The sequence below is a fragment of the Bacillus sp. 007/AIA-02/001 genome (assembly GCF_004634455.1).
Lineage (GTDB): Bacteria > Bacillota > Bacilli > Bacillales > Bacillaceae_G > Bacillus_A > Bacillus_A cereus.
Genome location: NZ_SEIY01000001.1, coordinates 16,726 through 32,471 on the forward strand (window position 1 = coordinate 16,726; position 15,746 = coordinate 32,471).

Genomic DNA, 15,746 nt, shown 5'->3' on the forward strand with positions numbered 1-15,746 from the left:
TTGTTATGTTTGTAAAAATTTTATCAGTTCTTTATTTAATTCATCCGCTTGATCGATTGGTGAACCATGACCACTATTTGTAAGAGCATGTAACTGAGAATTTTTAATTCGTTGTTGCGTAAGCTCAGCACTTTTGTAAGGAATTAGTTGGTCGTGAACGCCGTGGAAGATTTTTGTTGGGACGTTAATTTTATTTAAATCTTTCGTTACATCTTCATTTGCAGCTGCTTGTAAAATTTTGATAAGGGCATAAGAAGCGGATTGCATACCGAGATAAGAAAACCATTCAAGGGTTGCAGCCCCTAAGTTTCTATTGAAAAAAGATAAAGATACGTCATTTAAAAATTTTGGTAAATTAGCATACATTTGATTAATGAGAGCATTTGCTTGTTCTTTCGGTACACCGTAAGGGGACTCTTGATTTTTAACGAAAGAGGGGGAGACAGCGTCAATTAATGCGAGCTTAGAAATGCGGCGCCCATGATAGCGAGACATATAGCGAATAGAAAGAGCACCACCAACTGAGAAACCGACTAATGTAGCGTTCTCTACTTGGAGTGCTTCTAGAACAATTGCGATATCATCGGCTAATCGATCATACGTGTAACCAGTCCATGGCTTATCAGATTGCCCATTCCCTCGTATATCCATGGCGATACAACGAAAGCCATGCTCTGGTAAAACATTGATTTGATATTGATACATTTGATGATTTAAAGGCCATCCGTGAACGAAGAAAACAGTCTTACTACCTGGACCAGGATTAACGTCTTGCACAAAAATATGCACATCTTTCTCGACAGTAACAAACATAAAACTCCCCCTGTTCTATCAATAGGCTCCATTCTAAAAGCTTTGTTTTACTTTTTAGGCCGTCTATATAAAACATCCTCCATAATATACGTATTAATGATCATAGATTTTATGCTCTGTATATAGTCTAAATATATTGCGTTTTTGGTACGATTTTCCTCAAATGTTCGATTTATCTTTGTTTGTCTATGAAAATCATTTATTATAATAAATGGTATTCTTCGAGATATTATTTTGAAGGGGTGTTGAAGTGAAAGAAAGTTTTCTATCATATAAAGAAGAAGAAAGGAATGCAAAAATCCTTTTATGGGTGTTATATGTCATTGTTATTGTATATCAAATTTTCTATGCAATCGTATTAGAAGATAAATCAATAATGGATAAGGGATACAACATAATATGGCAAGTTATTTGCGGAGTAGCAATACTATGCGTGAATATATATTTACTGAAAAAAGAAAAGGCAAACCTTGTTAAATATGCATGGATATTTGCATACATAGGGATAGAAATCGCTAATATAGTTTCGTATATTTTTTATAATAAGGCGGCGTTTGATGCGACAAATATAATAGAAATTATTCTCATTTTCTTTGTACCCATATTTTTAAATAAAAAATTTTATGTGTTTTTGCTTTCCTCTATTGTAGGAAAATATTTAATTTATTTATTTGTATTAGAGGAAATAAAAGCATTTATGTTCCTTATTATGTGTACGCTTATGTTAATAGCTGCATATATCATTTTAAATCGATTTTTACAATATCTTTCAGCTGTAAAGGAAAGTATTGCGATTGCTAGTGAATCACAAAAATTAGCAGTAATCGGAAAAATGGCAGCGACTGTTGGACATGAAATTAAAAATCCACTGGCTTCATTAAAAGGATTTACGCAATTACAACGAGAGAAGCATGAAGAGGATCCTATTTATAAACGTATGATTTTTGAAATAGAAAATATGAATAATATGATAAGTGAGTTGATGGAAGTTGCTACATGCAAACCTTCTATTTATAAGAAACATGATGTAGGAAAAATTGTATTACAAGTAATAACAAGTCTTCGCGGAAAAATGAATGAATTAAACGTGCAGTTTATTTCTAATGTGGAAGAAAAAACAATAGAAGTTGAATGTGATGAACGAAAAATAAGAGGAGTCTTTTTATATACGATAAAAAATGCTTTAGAGGCAATGGAACAAGGTGGCATATTACATTTGCAATTAGAGAATAAAGGGAAAGAATATGTAATAATCAGCGTAATCGATAATGGTCATGGTATTAAGCAAGAAAACTTAACCCGTGTTACAGAAGCCTTTTATACAACGAAACAAGATAAAATTGGTCTGGGACTTACGGTAGCGAATCGAATTGTCGCCGAGCACCTTGGTGAGCTGCATATTTCAAGTGAAAGAGATACTGGAACGAGAATAGACATCATTCTCCCAAGGAAGTGTGGAAATACTGAAATCCAAGTGGAAGAAAAGCTAGGAGTTACCATATGAATAAAGGCTATATATTTAAAAATGAAGAAATAAAGGCATTGAAAGTATTTTTAAGTTTATTTTTTATTATATTTTTTGTGTATGATCTTGCCTATGAATTTATCGTACCTTTAATCGCGGGAGAGCAAGAAGGCGTAGGAAAGTTTGAAGATGGTTTAGGTTTATGGCTTTACTTTTTGACGGTAGTATTGTTTTGCAGTGGAATATACTTTATGAAATGGAAGAATGTTTTTGTGGTAAAGTATATTATTCTAATTGGCTATAATGTATTAGATTGTATCCATAACATTATGATTTATTATGGTAGCGATGCGGAATTTGACGGTGGAAATATAGTAGAAGTATTTTTTATTTTGTTCGCACCAATCTTTGTGAACAAAAGATATTTCTGGTTAGTTCCAGCGATACTTGTCGGGAAGTACGCTCTTACAGGAATCATTATTCAATCTTCTCTCGTTTTAATCCCAATGGCATTATATAGTGTATTTACTATTATATGTTGGATTATATTTTTGAGGGTTCAGTCTTACGTTCGTACGCTTGAGATGATGGACAAAGAAATAAAACAGACAGAAAAACTAGCAGCTGTTGGAAAAATGGCAACGGTTATTGGTTATAAGATTAGAAGACCTTTAGCAAACTTGAAAAAACTTGTGAATAAACAAGCCGACAAGCATCCAGAGGATAAAATTTATAGTGATATTATGAAACAAGAAGTAGATCGGATTCATATAATTGCTACAGAACTTAGTGGATTTGAGAAATCTAAATCACTAGAATCAGAAACTCATAACATACAAGAAATTATCTCTTATGTTATTCGAGTTATGGAAAAGCCTGCTTTAAAACAAGGAGTCCACATACAAGGTATTTACAGTAAAGACTTACCGTCCATTACATGTGATGAAAAACGATTAAAACAGGTCTTTTTTAATTTAATCAAAAATGCAATTGAAGCAATGTCAGTTGGAGGAACAATTACGATTAAAGTTACTGTAAAAGATGGAATCATCGTTCAAGTGAAAGATGAGGGATGTGGTATTCCAAAAGATAAAATTCCAAAGTTAAATGAAGCCTTTTATACAACGAAAGAAACAGGAACTGGTCTAGGTTTAGTAGTTACAGAAAAAATTATTAAAGACCACAATGGTAAAATGAGTTTTGAAAGTGAAGTTGGGGTTGGAACAACGGTTGAGGTTATGTTACCACTGCATTAAATAGAAAAAACATCACTTATTTGGAAGTAATGCTTTTGTGTTCTTCTTAGGTAGAAGTTCTAAAAAAGAGGACGATAACGAAAAATAATATATTGATAGTGTAAAAAGAAAATAATGGATGTTTTACTATGAAAAATATATAATGGCTTTGTCTGTTATTTGTTGTAGTTCATTTATATTTCTATTTGTTGACCCGAATCTCGGGTCTTTTTTTTATGAAATGAATTGCTATATGTCAGTGATTAGAAAAATAGAATATATATTCATGCTGTAATACTGGTAGCGTCAGTAAACTCGGTGCTACCAGTAGGTTCGTTTTCCGGCACAACGAAAGCATTTACGTTGGTACAGGTGGTGCTTTCACATTTCTCTATTTTTCTGTGGTCGATTGTATTGTGTATATAAATTTAAAAAATGATAGCGTTAGAGCCACCATTTCTCCTGTGGAAGCAAAATAACATCCACATCAAAATTTTCTTTAAACCACTCATACATCAATGTCTCTTTCACTAAATATTCAGAGGCAGAGTGTGACACACCAATTAGAGACATATTCGTTTCTTTTACATAATCCATAATGAGCGAGTATTTATGTCGGCCGTAATCATTGTCGATATGGCAATGGATTTCTCCTGTAATATATGCTTCAGCACCTTTTTCTTCTGCTTCCTTCATTAAAGATACAACATCGCCACATCCAGCGATAATTGCGATTTTTTTGATGGAATCATGTCGTTTACCTTCGAAGTCTGTGTAAGGAATCTGGAAGAGTTGTTTTAGATGTTTTTGGAGTGCTTCTGTTGATGTTTCATCTATTTCACAAATAAGGCCAATTGGTTCTTGTTCTGGACCTCCATATGCAAAGTCGTCCACTACAGTAGCGTTTAATGCTTTTGCAATTGAAATACTCGTTCCATGCGTTTGATGAAAATCCATTGGTACGTGACATGTATATATAGAAAGTTGTTTTTCTTTTATTCCTTGCAAATATTTTTCAGGAATTGGTATGAAACCGCGACCGGATCTTCCAAGCGGATCACCACACTCCATTACAAGGGGATGGTGCATAAAGAGTAAATCACCAGGTGTGGATTGTGAAATGAATGTTTCGAGAACGTCATCTGTAGGGAATACAGCTAAAAATACTTTGTTTACATTTTCAGATCCGTGCATCATAAGGCCGTTAAATAAATCTACAAAATTTGCTTCGAAAAATTGTTGCCAAGGAAATTTGATAGGATCATATACGGCTGGGATAAATCGACTAAAGGCACTATCTTTTCCGTATTTTTCAATTTGGAATAAGTGATTGAGTGATTGCTCTATTTTTTTTAAGGCTGGCATGTTTGATAATCCTCCTTAAGATGATTCTTGCTTTATGAGTTGTTTGTATTCTTCGTAGCAAAATAAGAAGCGGATAGGAAACAAATAAAACCTAGGATCCAGCTAATAGAAGGAGAATAGGGAAGTACATGCTGTAATAGCATTCCGCTAGAAATGAAGAAACTACTAAATAGACCTAATAACATGGGATATCGTTGTAGTTTGAACACGGATAGTAAACATCCTTTCTCCTGCATGAACTACTCATAAAAGCTCGATTACTGAAACTTTATCACATACATTGTATATTAGTCTTAATTTTCTGTATATAACTTTTAAGAAAAATGGTGATACAATATATGAATGATAAGAGAAGAGAGGATGAAGATTAACATATGTACGTTACTGTAACAGAAGCAGCATATAAAAAGATTATGGATACGATTCCAAGTGAAGCGAAATATATAAAGTTATTTTACGATAATGAAGGTTGCGGTTGTGTTATGAGCGGAATTATCGATTTAGTAGCTGTAGCAGAGAAAGATGAGCGCGATGTGGATATTGAATCAAGCACAATGAACTTTATCGCTGATCGTACAAAGCTTGTATTTATGGATGATAAGTTAACTGTTGATTGGCATGAAGGTGGAGGAACTTTTCAGTTAAAGAGCCCGAGCCAGTTTTATAATCCAAATATGAAGTTACACGTTCGAATATAGTAAAGGAAAGGTGATTCCAAAATGTATTTTGGAATCACCTTTTTTATTTTATAAGTCGCTATTATTGTCGATTTTTGTTGATAAGTCGATATATTGAAAAAATCGCTGATATAAATGGAGTTGCGCTGATATATTTGGGAAATCGCCGATATAAATGGAGTTGCGCCGATATATTCAGAAAATCGCCGATATAATTTCATTTACCAAAACGTTTCAAAAGTAAAAAGATTTTTTCACATAATGAAATGTACATGTGATTGAATTTTCTGTATAATCTTCTTTGCGGAGGGGATACGCATGAGAAGATGGGGAATTGAGTTGTTAATTTTAAGTGTTGTTATTATTTGGGGGATTAACTATACAATTGCGAAGTATGGACTTTTAGAATTTACAGCAATTGAGTTTACTGCACTTCGCATGATGGCGGCGGCACCGCTTCTGTTACTCCTTACCTTTTTTATTGAAAAGTCGGTTTATATGGAGCGAAAGGATATACCTAGATTAATTATCGTTAGCATTGTAGGTATTGTACTGTATCAAACGTTATTTATGGAAACTGTCAAATATACATCTGCTACAAATGCCTCTTTACTCATTTCTATTTCACCTATTTTTACAACTGCATTTGCGATTTTCTTGAAACAAGAAAAGTTTTCTTCTCGAAAGTTAATCGGTTCTATGACTGCCTTTGTTGGTGCAGCATTAGTTTTAGTAGCAGGACATTCGCTTACTAGTTCTTTTTATGGCAATGGAATTGGACTTATTACATCAATATGCTGGGGGCTTTATCCTGTTTTAGCAGGACCATTAATTAAAAAATATTCAGCATTACGTGTTACAGCATGGTCTGCATTAGTGGGTGCGATTCCGCTATTATTGTTAAGTGGTCCACATGTGTTTGTCATGCCATTTCACATTACTCACGGAATGACACTATTTGCTTTACTATATTCTATTTTCTTTGTAACAGTATTTGGTCTAGTAATGTGGTATGTTGGTGTTCAAAAAATTGGGGCGTCACATACGATGGTATATATGTATATAACGCCGCTTGTAGCGGTTTTATTTGCAGCTGTCTGGGCAAATGAATATGTATCGTTTCAACAAATCATCGGTGGAATTATCATTTTTGTCGGTCTATGGTTTGTGAAATCGGAGAAAGTAAAAGTTCATTCTATTGCAGGGGAACCTATATCAAAATAGGAAAACAGATCACCTATGATCTGCTTTCCTATTTTTTTATTTTTGGTAAGAAGATGAGAAATAAGATAGCAGTAATAAGTGGAATTAAGTTTAAAAATGGAATACGGAAGAGTGTAATAAGAATAATACCTGGAAGAAGAACACCGAGGACAGCGTAAAAAATGCTATGGTTTTTCGTGTACCAATACAATGAAAGTCCAATAAGTGCAGGGATAATGAGGTGAATGAGAGCCATTAAAAAATAAATCATTAGACGCCCCCTTTATTTGTGTGCTTATTACATCATATCCGTATGTTCATAGATTGATATCATTTTTTTCATAAATGGACGAAAAAAGTTTGAAAAACCGTCACAAAATATGAGAATATGATGTTTGAAATCTTGTATAATATTATTTCCTAAAAATATTTAAACAACATAAACATACTGTTTATGTTGTTTTTAATTTGAGTGAAATGGATTTAAGGAATATGAATTTGAAAGAAATTTTTTGTTGGATAGATAAAAATTACTGAAGAGGAGAACAGCATGATTAGTATGTCATTAAGGTCGTTTAAAATTCAATCGTATTATATACTAGGTATTCTTTTACTAGGCTGGATGGTAACACCGTTTTCAGCACATTTTTTAGGTGCAGGAATTGGACTTATCGTAAGTATGTATTGCGTTTGGCTTTTAGGGAGAAGAATTGAGAAGCTTGGAGATAGTATTGTAAAGAAGACGAAAGCACCGACACTCGGTATGTTTAACCGTTTTGCAGCTGCAATTTTGGGTGCTATTATTATGTACGAAATTGAGCACCACATGGTTATGTGGGCATTTGCAGTAGGGATTTTGGGTGGGTATTTCTTAATTGTTGTTAATTTAGGATACTATAGCATGAAAGATGAGAAAGAACTAACAAAGAGCTAAAAAAGGTAAAAGACTTCTTTTTAGATGGAATAGATGATCCAGCCACGGATAGAAGCGGTCAGGGCCTTTTTTAGCCCCATACGATGTGAAACCCAGTAGGGATATAATGTATATATTCGAAGCTGTAATTTTATAATCTAGGTCACAGATGAAGAGATTAGCGTTTCACTTTATATAAGATATAGAAAGAAGCTTACGTTTTCACGTAAGCTTCTTTTTTATGTAAGTGTGTGTAACCGTTAAGCCGCATTGGGTTTTGTCGGTGAGTACGCGAAACTTTACGGTTACACGACACTTATTCATATGAGTAAAGGGTTATTCCAACAGAAAGTTTTAATTTAAGCGATTGGACCGCCTAAGTTAATAATGTCTTCAGATACGCTGTCGAACTTTTTGAAGTTAGCTTTGAATTCATTTGCAAGTTCGATTGCTTTTGCTTTGTAAGCAGCTTTATCAGCCCAAGTTTGTTCAGGCATTAACACTTCGTCAGGTACACCTGGTACGTGAAGTGGAACTTCAAGACCGAAGATGTCATGTTTAGCTGTTTCAGTTTTCGCAAGTTCACCGTTTAATGCAGCTTGAATCATTGCACGAGTGTAACCTAAGTTCATACGTTTACCAACGCCGTATTCGCCACCAGTCCAGCCAGTGTTTACTAAGAATACTTTCGCATCGTGTTTCTCAATTTTTTCACCAAGCATTTCAGCATAGCGAGATGCATCAAGTGGTAAGAATGGTGAACCGAAGCAAGTTGAGAATGTTGCTTGCGGAGATGTAACACCGCGCTCTGTTCCTGCTAGTTTACTAGTGTAACCACTTAAGAAATGATACATAGCTTGTTCTTTTGATAACTTACTGATTGGAGGCAATACGCCAGATGCATCAGCAGTTAAGAAAATGATTGTATTTGGGTGTCCAGCAACACTTGGCAGTACGATATTGTCGATCGCATGCATAGGGTATGCAGCACGAGTATTTTCTGTTAAAGTAGTATCGTTATAGTCTGCGATACGCGTTTGGTCATTAATGATAACGTTTTCTAAAACAGATCCAAATGTGATTGCATCGAAAATTTGTGGTTCTTTCTCGTGAGAAAGGTTTACACATTTCGCGTAGCAACCGCCTTCAATATTGAATACACCGTTATCAGACCAACCGTGCTCATCATCACCAATTAATTTACGGTTTGGATCAGCAGATAATGTTGTTTTACCTGTTCCAGATAAACCGAAGAATAATGCTACATCGCCTTCTTCACCTACGTTTGCAGAACAGTGCATAGAAAGAATATCTTGTTCAGGTAATAAGAAGTTCATAATAGAGAAGATTGATTTTTTCATTTCTCCAGCGTATTCTGTACCACCAATTAATACGATGCGTTTTTCGAATGAAACCATAATGAATGCTTCAGAGTTTGTACCGTCAACAGCTGGATCAGCTTTGAAATTCGGTGCAGAAACAATTGTGAACTCTGATTCATGAGTCGTTAATTCTTCTTCAGTTGGACGAATGAATAATTGATGTACAAATAAATTGTGCCATGCATATTCGTTAATAACTTGAATTGGTAGGCGGTAATTGCGGTCAGCGCCTGCAAATCCTTTGAAGACGAATAACTCTTCTTTTTCTTTTAAGTATTCTAAAACTTTAGTATATAATTTATTAAAATGTTCTTCAGAAATCGGTTGGTTCACAGCTCCCCAAGCAATTTTGTCAGCAACCGATGCTTCTTTCACAATAAATTTATCTTTAGGAGAACGTCCTGTATATTTTCCTGTTGAAGCAGAAACGGCACCAGTAGAAGTTAATTTCCCTTCATTTCGCATTAATACTTTTTCCACTAATTGCGGAACACTTAGTTGAATCTGTGCATTGCTTCCGTTCAATAATTCGTGTAAACCAATTTGGACATTCACAGTACTCATATTTATATACCATCCTTTTCATTTAATGAAATATTTCTCGTAATCCCCAACAAGAGTATAACACAATTATATAAATAATGTATACTATTTATTTCTTTTTGTTTGTGTGAATGCATTATTTCCTTATTAATATTTCATTTCAGGCGTATTGAGAAAAACTTTCAGGAAAATGTGAATATTAATTGACAAATGAATATCATTTCTTTAGTATAGGTTGGGACGGATACTCTCTTATCCCGAGCTGGCGGAGGGACAGGCCCGATGAAGCCCAGCAACCTCACTTGTATTGATAAATGCAGGTGAATAGGTGCTAAAACCTGTGCGAGGCTACAGGTCTCGAACGATAAGAGCGAAGGGCAAAAAGCAGTATGCAAGTAGCAAATTAAACCTTTCCTCTATGTAAAGTAGGAAAGGTTTTTCTGTATGCTTGTGTGGGAGAATAAATGTATGTCGCAGTTTGTGGCAAATTAAGGATGAGTTCCGTACAATATATACAATTACTGTAGGGAGGTTTACCACATGACAAAAAAACGTCATCTGTTCACATCTGAGTCTGTAACTGAAGGACATCCAGATAAAATTTGTGACCAAATTTCTGATTCAATTTTAGATGCGATCTTATCAAAAGACGCAAATGCACGTGTAGCTTGTGAAACAACTGTAACAACTGGTTTAGTATTGGTAGCGGGGGAAATTACGACTTCTACTTACGTAGATATTCCGAAAATCGTTCGTGAAACAATTCAAGGCATTGGTTACACACGCGCAAAATACGGATTCGATGCAGAAACTTGTGCTGTTTTAACATCTATCGATGAGCAGTCTGCTGACATCGCTATGGGTGTTGACCAAGCGCTAGAAGCACGCGAAGGTCAAATGACTGACGCTGAGATTGAGGCAATTGGTGCAGGAGACCAAGGTTTAATGTTTGGTTTTGCATGTAATGAAACACAAGAATTAATGCCACTTCCAATCTCGCTTGCTCACAAATTAGCTCGCCGTTTAACTGAAGTACGTAAAGATGATACATTATCATACTTACGTCCAGATGGAAAAACGCAAGTTACAGTTGAGTATGATGAAAATGGTAAACCAGTACGTGTTGATACTATCGTAATTTCTACACAACATCACCCAGATGTTACATGGGAAGAAATCGATCGCGACTTAAAAGAGCACGTAATTAAAGCTGTAGTACCAGCAGAATTAATGGATGGAGAAACGAAATTCTTCATTAATCCAACTGGCCGCTTCGTAATTGGTGGACCACAAGGTGATGCTGGTTTAACAGGACGTAAAATCATCGTTGATACTTACGGTGGATACGCTCGCCACGGTGGCGGTGCATTCTCTGGTAAAGATGCAACAAAAGTTGACCGTTCTGCAGCATATGCAGCTCGTTATGTTGCGAAAAACATCGTAGCAGCTGGTCTTGCTGAAAAAGCAGAAGTACAACTTGCATACGCAATCGGTGTAGCACAACCAGTATCAATTTCAGTTGATACATTCGGCACTGGTAAAGTATCTGAAGACGTACTAGTAGAACTAGTTCGTAACAACTTCGATCTTCGCCCGGCTGGTATTATTAAAATGTTAGACTTACGTCGCCCAATTTACAAACAAACAGCAGCTTACGGCCACTTCGGACGTACTGATGTAGATCTATCATGGGAACGTACAGACAAAGCTGCAGCTTTAAAAGAGCAAGCTGGTCTATAATATATGAAAAAAAGCTTTGCGCGGTGAGCGCAAAGCTTTTTTTATTTATAATTACGTTGGAATAAAGCGAAGAGTTCAATGTCATGCCAAGTGCCGTTGCGGAATATAGCTTCTTTACAAGTTCCTTCATGTTGAAAACCAAGTGATTTATATAATTTAACTGCTCTATCGTTAAAAGAAAATACTCGTAAAGAAAGGCGATGTAAATTTAATTCTAAAAATGCATAATCCAATAATAGGGTTAAAGCTTCCTGCCCATAACCTTGCCCCCAGTAATCCTTTTTACCAATATCAATAATGCATTCAGCGTTTCGATTATACGAATCAATATGAATTAAAGAAGTAATACCAATTGGAAGATGCGTAGCTTTTTCTTCAATGATATAGCTCTTAGAGTTCGAAGAATGAATAAATTGCCGGCAAAGTTTTTCTGTGTCTTGAAAGGAATATTTATCAAGAGTGAGTGTAGTTGAACTCATAACGTCTATATCATTATGCCATTTATAATATGTTAGAATATCATCTTCGGAAAACTTTCGTAACTGGATACGGTTGGATTCAAACAATGTAAACACCCCTTTTGTATTTACTGGTTTTTGTTCATTATCTCAACACACGAACTACAATAAATTTGTCCTTCTAATTCAATATACTTTTTCATATTCGTCATGCCATTCGCCGGAAAGGGCATATGAATCCACGCTTTTTCATACGTTTGTATTTCTGTTTTACATGATTTACAAAAGATTGATTTCTTTTTGAACATATGTGATCAACCTTTCATTTGACGTGCTTTACTTGCGCAAAAGGCACTACTTAGTAAAAATAGTGTCGCGAATATAATGCTTACTAATGTAGCGTATGGAATTGCGCCTTTTAAGGAAAAGCCGACAGTGATTGAAGCGATGAATAAGAGGATAAATGTTGTTGTTAATTTTTTATAAAGTTCCATACAATGTAGACCTCCAATTTATTTTTTAGTACAAGTTTTAAAATTGAATTCTATTATGTAGAAAATATAAAGAGTAGCTAAAGATGTGTAGTCTAGGAGTATAAGAAAGTACACTTTCCTTTTTGTGGGTTAGTATACTTATATTGTATCATGGTGCATGATTGGCTTCATACATAATTGTGTAAAGGTATGTATGATAAAATGAAGAAAAGTCTTTAAGAAAGGAAAGATAAAAAATGAGTGTAACTGAACATAAAAAACAAGCTCCAAAAGAAGTGCGTTGCAAGATTGTTACAATTTCCGATACACGTACGGAAGAAACAGATAAGAGCGGACAACTATTACATGAATTGTTAAAAGAAGCGGGACATAAAGTAACTTCTTATGAAATTGTAAAAGATGATAAAGAAAGTATTCAGCAAGCGGTGTTAGCTGGTTATCATAAGGAAGATGTAGATGTTGTATTAACAAACGGCGGTACTGGTATTACGAAACGTGATGTCACAATTGAAGCAGTATCAGCGTTATTAGATAAAGAAATTGTTGGATTTGGTGAGCTGTTCCGTATGATTAGTTATTTAGAAGATATCGGAAGCAGCGCAATGTTAAGTAGAGCGATTGGTGGTACAATTGGGCGCAAAGTAGTCTTCTCGATGCCAGGGTCTAGCGGAGCGGTTCGACTTGCGATGAATAAATTAATTTTACCGGAATTAGGCCATATTACATTTGAGCTGCATCGCCAATGAGTAAGTGTGCTGGAATTGTATTAGCGGGCGGTATGTCGAGTAGATTTGGTGAGCCGAAAGCGTTAGCAATTTGGAAGGGAACTACTTTTGTTGAGCATATTGTGAAAGTGATGGGAACTACTTTGCAAGACATTGTAGTAATTAGCCATACTGATATAAAAGAGCGAGTAGAGCAATTCGTACAAGTTCCTGTTATAGAAGATATCCCGCACTATAAAGGAAATGGACCGCTTGCGGGCATTGTATCAGGTATGGAATACATAGAAGCAGATTGGTACGCTATTATGCCTTGCGATGCACCAAACGTTTCGCATCAATGGTTTGCCATTTTACTAGAGCAAACGAGCAATGAATATGATGCGGTTGTACCTATTATTAATGGAAGAAAACAACCGCTACTTGCGGCGTATCATAACCGCGTGAAAGAAAAGATTTATGCTTTACTTCAGGAAGAAAAAAGAAGTATGGGCCAGCTTTTATCACTATGTAATGTGAAGTATGTTTCTGGAGAAGATGTACAGGCGAATGCGGATTGGTTTATAAATGTAAATACGAAAGAAGAATATGTGCAGGCTCAAAAAGACCTTTCAAATGAATGAAAGGTTTTTTGATATACAGAATTGGGGAACAATTGCTGTATAAAGGTATGTGAGTAAGTTGATTTTAAGGGGAATTCTTAAAATCATTATACAGTTTAAAATACTGTATAACCATATATTAATTTTTATGGGTTTTTATTACAAGTCTGTTTAGTTATGTTTATTTTTGATATAATTAATATAGAAATAAAACAATGTTTAACCTTATGTATCATTTATTAAACTAAAATTTATGACCATGTAATAAACTCCCTTCGTTTTTTTGAAGGGAGTTTTTCTATTTAAGCAAGCAACTCTGATGCGTTATGCTGCAGGACTTCTTCATATTGGTTAAGCAAACCGCGAAAGATCTCATCCCAGCTCTTTGATTTCGCAAAAGATGAAGCTGCTATTCCCATCTGCTCAAGTTTTTCTTCATTTTGTAATAAAAAATAAATGGATGATAGAAATGCATCTTCATTTTTAGGCGGACAAAGAACTCCCGTTTTTCCATCTGTAATAATATTTTTAACCCCGCCACTACTTGCACCAATGACAGGTGTACCGCATGCGAGTGATTCAAGTACGACATTTCCGAATGTTTCAGTAGCTGATGGAAACACCATTATGTTAGAACAAGCATATGCTTCAGCTAAATCTGCACTTTGTAAATAGCCAGTAAAAGTGATATTTGTTTTCGGAACAGCTTCACGTAAACTTGTTGCTAGAGGACCGTCTCCTGCAATGAGCCAATGAATATCGTTTCGAGTATGTGCTGTTTTAACGATAAGGTGTTGCAGCGTATCAATATCTTTTTCAGGAGCAATTCGTCCAACATAGGAAAGGACATACTTCGCTGTAATATTATATTTTTTTCGGAATAGGTCTGTATTGTAAGCAGGATGAAAGAGTGTGCAATCTACACCACGTCCCCATATAGAGAGGGTCTGAAAGCCTTTGTTTTTTAATTGATGTAATGTTTCAAAGGAAGGTACAAAATTTTTTTGCATATGACTATGAAACCATTTTAAATAGTTCCACAGCATATTGGAGAGGAATTCGATTTTGTAATAACGTAAATAGGCATCGAAATCAGTATGATAAGAACCGACAACTGGGATGTTTAACTTTTTTGCATAATACAATCCACAAAGTCCCATGTTGAAAGGTGTGGCAATGTGAATAATGTCAGGTTTAAAGGAAAGTAGTTCTCGTTTAATGCGCGGAGTAGGAAAAGAAAAACGACATTCTGGATATAATATTGTTAACGGGATACTTCTCATCTTATTCACATTCGCTACAAAATTATCTTCAGCTGTATGCTGAGGGGCGAAAACAGAATAGGCGATCTGTTCTTTCTGAAAATATTGTGTTAATCGCTCTAACGTTTTCGCAACCCCGTTAACTTGTGGCGTAAAAGTATCGGTAAAAATGGCGACTCTCATCATATCACTCCTTTATGTGAAAAGTGGGATGAATTGATAAAAAGAGATGATGCCAGAACAAGTGCCAAGGCACATACCGACGAATACATCTGACGGATAGTGAAGGCCTAAATAAATACGTGAAATACCGACGCATAACGCTAACGGTAATAGGAAAGCAAGTAAGCTTGGATTATAGCAAATAAATGGAATGAAGACAGAGAAAACGGCTGTTGTATGACCAGACGGGAAAGAGTGGTCTTTTAATGGATGGACTGGATATTTTGCATCCTGAATTGTTAAATAAGGACGTTTTCGCGGATACCACCTTTTTAATATTTGCACAGGAATATGGCTAATTGCTAACGAAATAGCAGTTGCAATTGCAGCTTGATGCAAAGTTCCCTTTGCGAAAATTAAAAAGAAAAGTGTGAGTCCGATGGAGAAAGTCGCGCCACCGATATGAGTAATATTGCTGAAAAAGATATTTAATGTTTTTTGATCAAAGTAGCGGTTAATTCCTCTGAAAATGTAACATTCTATTTTATATAATCCACTGACCTTCATGAAAATTCTCCTCCCTCATCTACATATATATGGAGATATTAGCTTTTATTTTAATAAGATTTTGTTGAGGGAGTAATAATGTTTTGTAAAGAAAAAGTTAGATTTTATATAAAAAAAGCTGCCAATCTTATGGCAGCGGAAAT

Annotated in this window: 17 protein-coding genes and 1 riboswitch; of the genes, 8 read left to right on the forward strand and 9 right to left on the reverse strand. The window is 35.2% G+C overall.

Going from position 1 to position 15,746, the window contains the following annotated elements:
* Positions 1–3 precede the first annotated feature (3 nt).
* On the reverse strand, positions 4–813 hold the full coding sequence (locus tag ES895_RS00125) for an alpha/beta fold hydrolase (RefSeq protein ID WP_061138902.1): 810 nt from the start codon (positions 811–813) through the stop codon (positions 4–6).
* 250 nt (positions 814–1,063) lie between these two features.
* On the opposite strand from ES895_RS00125, the gene ES895_RS00130 reads away from it, so the two are divergent.
* The gene (locus tag ES895_RS00130) at positions 1,064–2,317 is read left to right on the forward strand and encodes an ATP-binding protein (RefSeq protein WP_000664888.1); all 1,254 of its coding nucleotides are present in this window, start codon (positions 1,064–1,066) and stop codon (positions 2,315–2,317) included.
* Complete coding sequence (locus ES895_RS00135; RefSeq protein ID WP_001032637.1) at positions 2,314–3,534, forward strand: ATP-binding protein; 1,221 nt, start codon at positions 2,314–2,316, stop codon at positions 3,532–3,534. The genes ES895_RS00130 and ES895_RS00135 overlap by 4 nt, the downstream gene beginning before the upstream one ends.
* 423 nt (positions 3,535–3,957) lie before the next feature.
* On the opposite strand, the gene ES895_RS00140 is transcribed toward ES895_RS00135, so the two are convergent.
* A complete protein-coding gene (locus ES895_RS00140) occupies positions 3,958–4,878 on the reverse strand; it encodes a Nif3-like dinuclear metal center hexameric protein (protein ID WP_061654616.1) in 921 nt (306 codons plus the stop codon).
* 374 nt (positions 4,879–5,252) lie between these two features.
* Between ES895_RS00140 and ES895_RS00145 the strand changes: the two genes are divergently transcribed.
* Together ES895_RS00145 and ES895_RS00150 are read left to right on the forward strand one after the other, a co-directional pair.
* Positions 5,253–5,576: an iron-sulfur cluster biosynthesis family protein gene (locus ES895_RS00145; protein ID WP_000289569.1), complete on the forward strand. Its 324-nt coding sequence runs from the start codon at positions 5,253–5,255 to the stop codon at positions 5,574–5,576.
* Positions 5,577–5,873: 297 nt separating this feature from the next.
* Entirely contained in the window at positions 5,874–6,779 is a 906-nt protein-coding gene (locus ES895_RS00150; RefSeq protein WP_001255414.1) for a DMT family transporter, read from the forward strand.
* Between the two features lie 28 nt (positions 6,780–6,807).
* On the opposite strand, the gene ES895_RS00155 is transcribed toward ES895_RS00150, so the two are convergent.
* Positions 6,808–7,029 carry a hypothetical protein gene (locus ES895_RS00155; RefSeq protein ID WP_000639042.1) on the reverse strand — a complete coding sequence of 74 codons (222 nt, stop codon included), beginning with the start codon at positions 7,027–7,029 and terminating at the stop codon, positions 6,808–6,810.
* Positions 7,030–7,308: 279 nt separating this feature from the next.
* Here ES895_RS00155 and ES895_RS00160 point away from each other — a divergent pair, with 279 nt between their 5' ends.
* Positions 7,309–7,692 carry an ATP synthase subunit I gene (locus tag ES895_RS00160; protein ID WP_000624929.1) on the forward strand — a complete coding sequence of 128 codons (384 nt, stop codon included), beginning with the start codon at positions 7,309–7,311 and terminating at the stop codon, positions 7,690–7,692.
* Between the two features lie 338 nt (positions 7,693–8,030).
* Here the strand turns inward: ES895_RS00160 and pckA are convergent, their stop codons facing one another.
* The gene (pckA, locus tag ES895_RS00165) at positions 8,031–9,617 is read right to left on the reverse strand and encodes a phosphoenolpyruvate carboxykinase (ATP) (protein WP_000108802.1); all 1,587 of its coding nucleotides are present in this window, start codon (positions 9,615–9,617) and stop codon (positions 8,031–8,033) included.
* A 228-nt stretch (positions 9,618–9,845) separates the two neighbouring features.
* Positions 9,846–9,967, forward strand: a riboswitch (SAM riboswitch).
* Between the two features lie 169 nt (positions 9,968–10,136).
* Between pckA and metK the strand changes: the two genes are divergently transcribed.
* Positions 10,137–11,336: a methionine adenosyltransferase gene (gene metK, locus ES895_RS00170; protein ID WP_000163123.1), complete on the forward strand. Its 1,200-nt coding sequence runs from the start codon at positions 10,137–10,139 to the stop codon at positions 11,334–11,336.
* Between the two features lie 41 nt (positions 11,337–11,377).
* Here the strand turns inward: metK and ES895_RS00175 are convergent, their stop codons facing one another.
* The 3 genes from ES895_RS00175 to ES895_RS00185 are packed head-to-tail and all read right to left on the reverse strand — an operon-like array spanning position 11,378 to position 12,288.
* Positions 11,378–11,902, reverse strand: coding sequence for a GNAT family N-acetyltransferase (locus ES895_RS00175; RefSeq protein ID WP_000464120.1), 525 nt, complete (start codon positions 11,900–11,902; stop codon positions 11,378–11,380).
* A 20-nt stretch (positions 11,903–11,922) separates the two neighbouring features.
* The gene (locus tag ES895_RS29645; protein ID WP_000473617.1) at positions 11,923–12,102 is read right to left on the reverse strand and encodes a hypothetical protein; all 180 of its coding nucleotides are present in this window, start codon (positions 12,100–12,102) and stop codon (positions 11,923–11,925) included.
* 6 nt (positions 12,103–12,108) lie between these two features.
* Positions 12,109–12,288 carry a hypothetical protein gene (locus ES895_RS00185; protein ID WP_000424800.1) on the reverse strand — a complete coding sequence of 60 codons (180 nt, stop codon included), beginning with the start codon at positions 12,286–12,288 and terminating at the stop codon, positions 12,109–12,111.
* A gap of 236 nt (positions 12,289–12,524) precedes the next feature.
* Here ES895_RS00185 and ES895_RS00190 point away from each other — a divergent pair, with 236 nt between their 5' ends.
* Both ES895_RS00190 and ES895_RS00195 read left to right on the forward strand, forming a co-directional pair.
* A complete protein-coding gene (locus tag ES895_RS00190; protein WP_000117124.1) occupies positions 12,525–13,034 on the forward strand; it encodes a MogA/MoaB family molybdenum cofactor biosynthesis protein in 510 nt (169 codons plus the stop codon).
* Positions 13,031–13,633: a molybdenum cofactor guanylyltransferase gene (locus tag ES895_RS00195; RefSeq protein WP_000030834.1), complete on the forward strand. Its 603-nt coding sequence runs from the start codon at positions 13,031–13,033 to the stop codon at positions 13,631–13,633. Before ES895_RS00190 ends, ES895_RS00195 begins: the two co-directional genes overlap by 4 nt.
* Before the next feature lie 281 nt (positions 13,634–13,914).
* Here the strand turns inward: ES895_RS00195 and ES895_RS00200 are convergent, their stop codons facing one another.
* Both ES895_RS00200 and ES895_RS00205 read right to left on the reverse strand, forming a co-directional pair.
* Positions 13,915–15,057 carry a glycosyltransferase family 4 protein gene (locus tag ES895_RS00200; RefSeq protein ID WP_065703000.1) on the reverse strand — a complete coding sequence of 381 codons (1,143 nt, stop codon included), beginning with the start codon at positions 15,055–15,057 and terminating at the stop codon, positions 13,915–13,917.
* A 12-nt stretch (positions 15,058–15,069) separates the two neighbouring features.
* A complete protein-coding gene (locus ES895_RS00205; protein WP_000868595.1) occupies positions 15,070–15,603 on the reverse strand; it encodes a phosphatase PAP2 family protein in 534 nt (177 codons plus the stop codon).
* Positions 15,604–15,746 lie beyond the last annotated feature (143 nt).

What these genes read in the sequence shown, in the direction of transcription:
- ES895_RS00200 (WP_065703000.1), bottom strand. Translation starts at nt 15,057, where the DNA reads ATGAGAGTCGCCATTTTTACCGATACTTTTACGCCACAAGTTAACGGG.
- ES895_RS00185 (WP_000424800.1), bottom strand. Translation starts at nt 12,288, where the DNA reads ATGGAACTTTATAAAAAATTAACAACAACATTTATCCTCTTATTCATC.
- ES895_RS00140 (WP_061654616.1), bottom strand. Translation starts at nt 4,878, where the DNA reads ATGCCAGCCTTAAAAAAAATAGAGCAATCACTCAATCACTTATTCCAA.
- ES895_RS00135 (WP_001032637.1), top strand. Translation starts at nt 2,314, where the DNA reads ATGAATAAAGGCTATATATTTAAAAATGAAGAAATAAAGGCATTGAAA.
- pckA (WP_000108802.1), bottom strand. Translation starts at nt 9,617, where the DNA reads ATGAGTACTGTGAATGTCCAAATTGGTTTACACGAATTATTGAACGGA.
- ES895_RS00160 (WP_000624929.1), top strand. Translation starts at nt 7,309, where the DNA reads ATGATTAGTATGTCATTAAGGTCGTTTAAAATTCAATCGTATTATATA.
- ES895_RS00190 (WP_000117124.1), top strand. Translation starts at nt 12,525, where the DNA reads ATGAGTGTAACTGAACATAAAAAACAAGCTCCAAAAGAAGTGCGTTGC.
- ES895_RS00125 (WP_061138902.1), bottom strand. Translation starts at nt 813, where the DNA reads ATGTTTGTTACTGTCGAGAAAGATGTGCATATTTTTGTGCAAGACGTT.
- ES895_RS00205 (WP_000868595.1), bottom strand. Translation starts at nt 15,603, where the DNA reads ATGAAGGTCAGTGGATTATATAAAATAGAATGTTACATTTTCAGAGGA.
- ES895_RS00150 (WP_001255414.1), top strand. Translation starts at nt 5,874, where the DNA reads ATGAGAAGATGGGGAATTGAGTTGTTAATTTTAAGTGTTGTTATTATT.
- ES895_RS29645 (WP_000473617.1), bottom strand. Translation starts at nt 12,102, where the DNA reads ATGTTCAAAAAGAAATCAATCTTTTGTAAATCATGTAAAACAGAAATA.
- ES895_RS00155 (WP_000639042.1), bottom strand. Translation starts at nt 7,029, where the DNA reads ATGATTTATTTTTTAATGGCTCTCATTCACCTCATTATCCCTGCACTT.
- ES895_RS00195 (WP_000030834.1), top strand. Translation starts at nt 13,031, where the DNA reads ATGAGTAAGTGTGCTGGAATTGTATTAGCGGGCGGTATGTCGAGTAGA.
- metK (WP_000163123.1), top strand. Translation starts at nt 10,137, where the DNA reads ATGACAAAAAAACGTCATCTGTTCACATCTGAGTCTGTAACTGAAGGA.
- ES895_RS00145 (WP_000289569.1), top strand. Translation starts at nt 5,253, where the DNA reads ATGTACGTTACTGTAACAGAAGCAGCATATAAAAAGATTATGGATACG.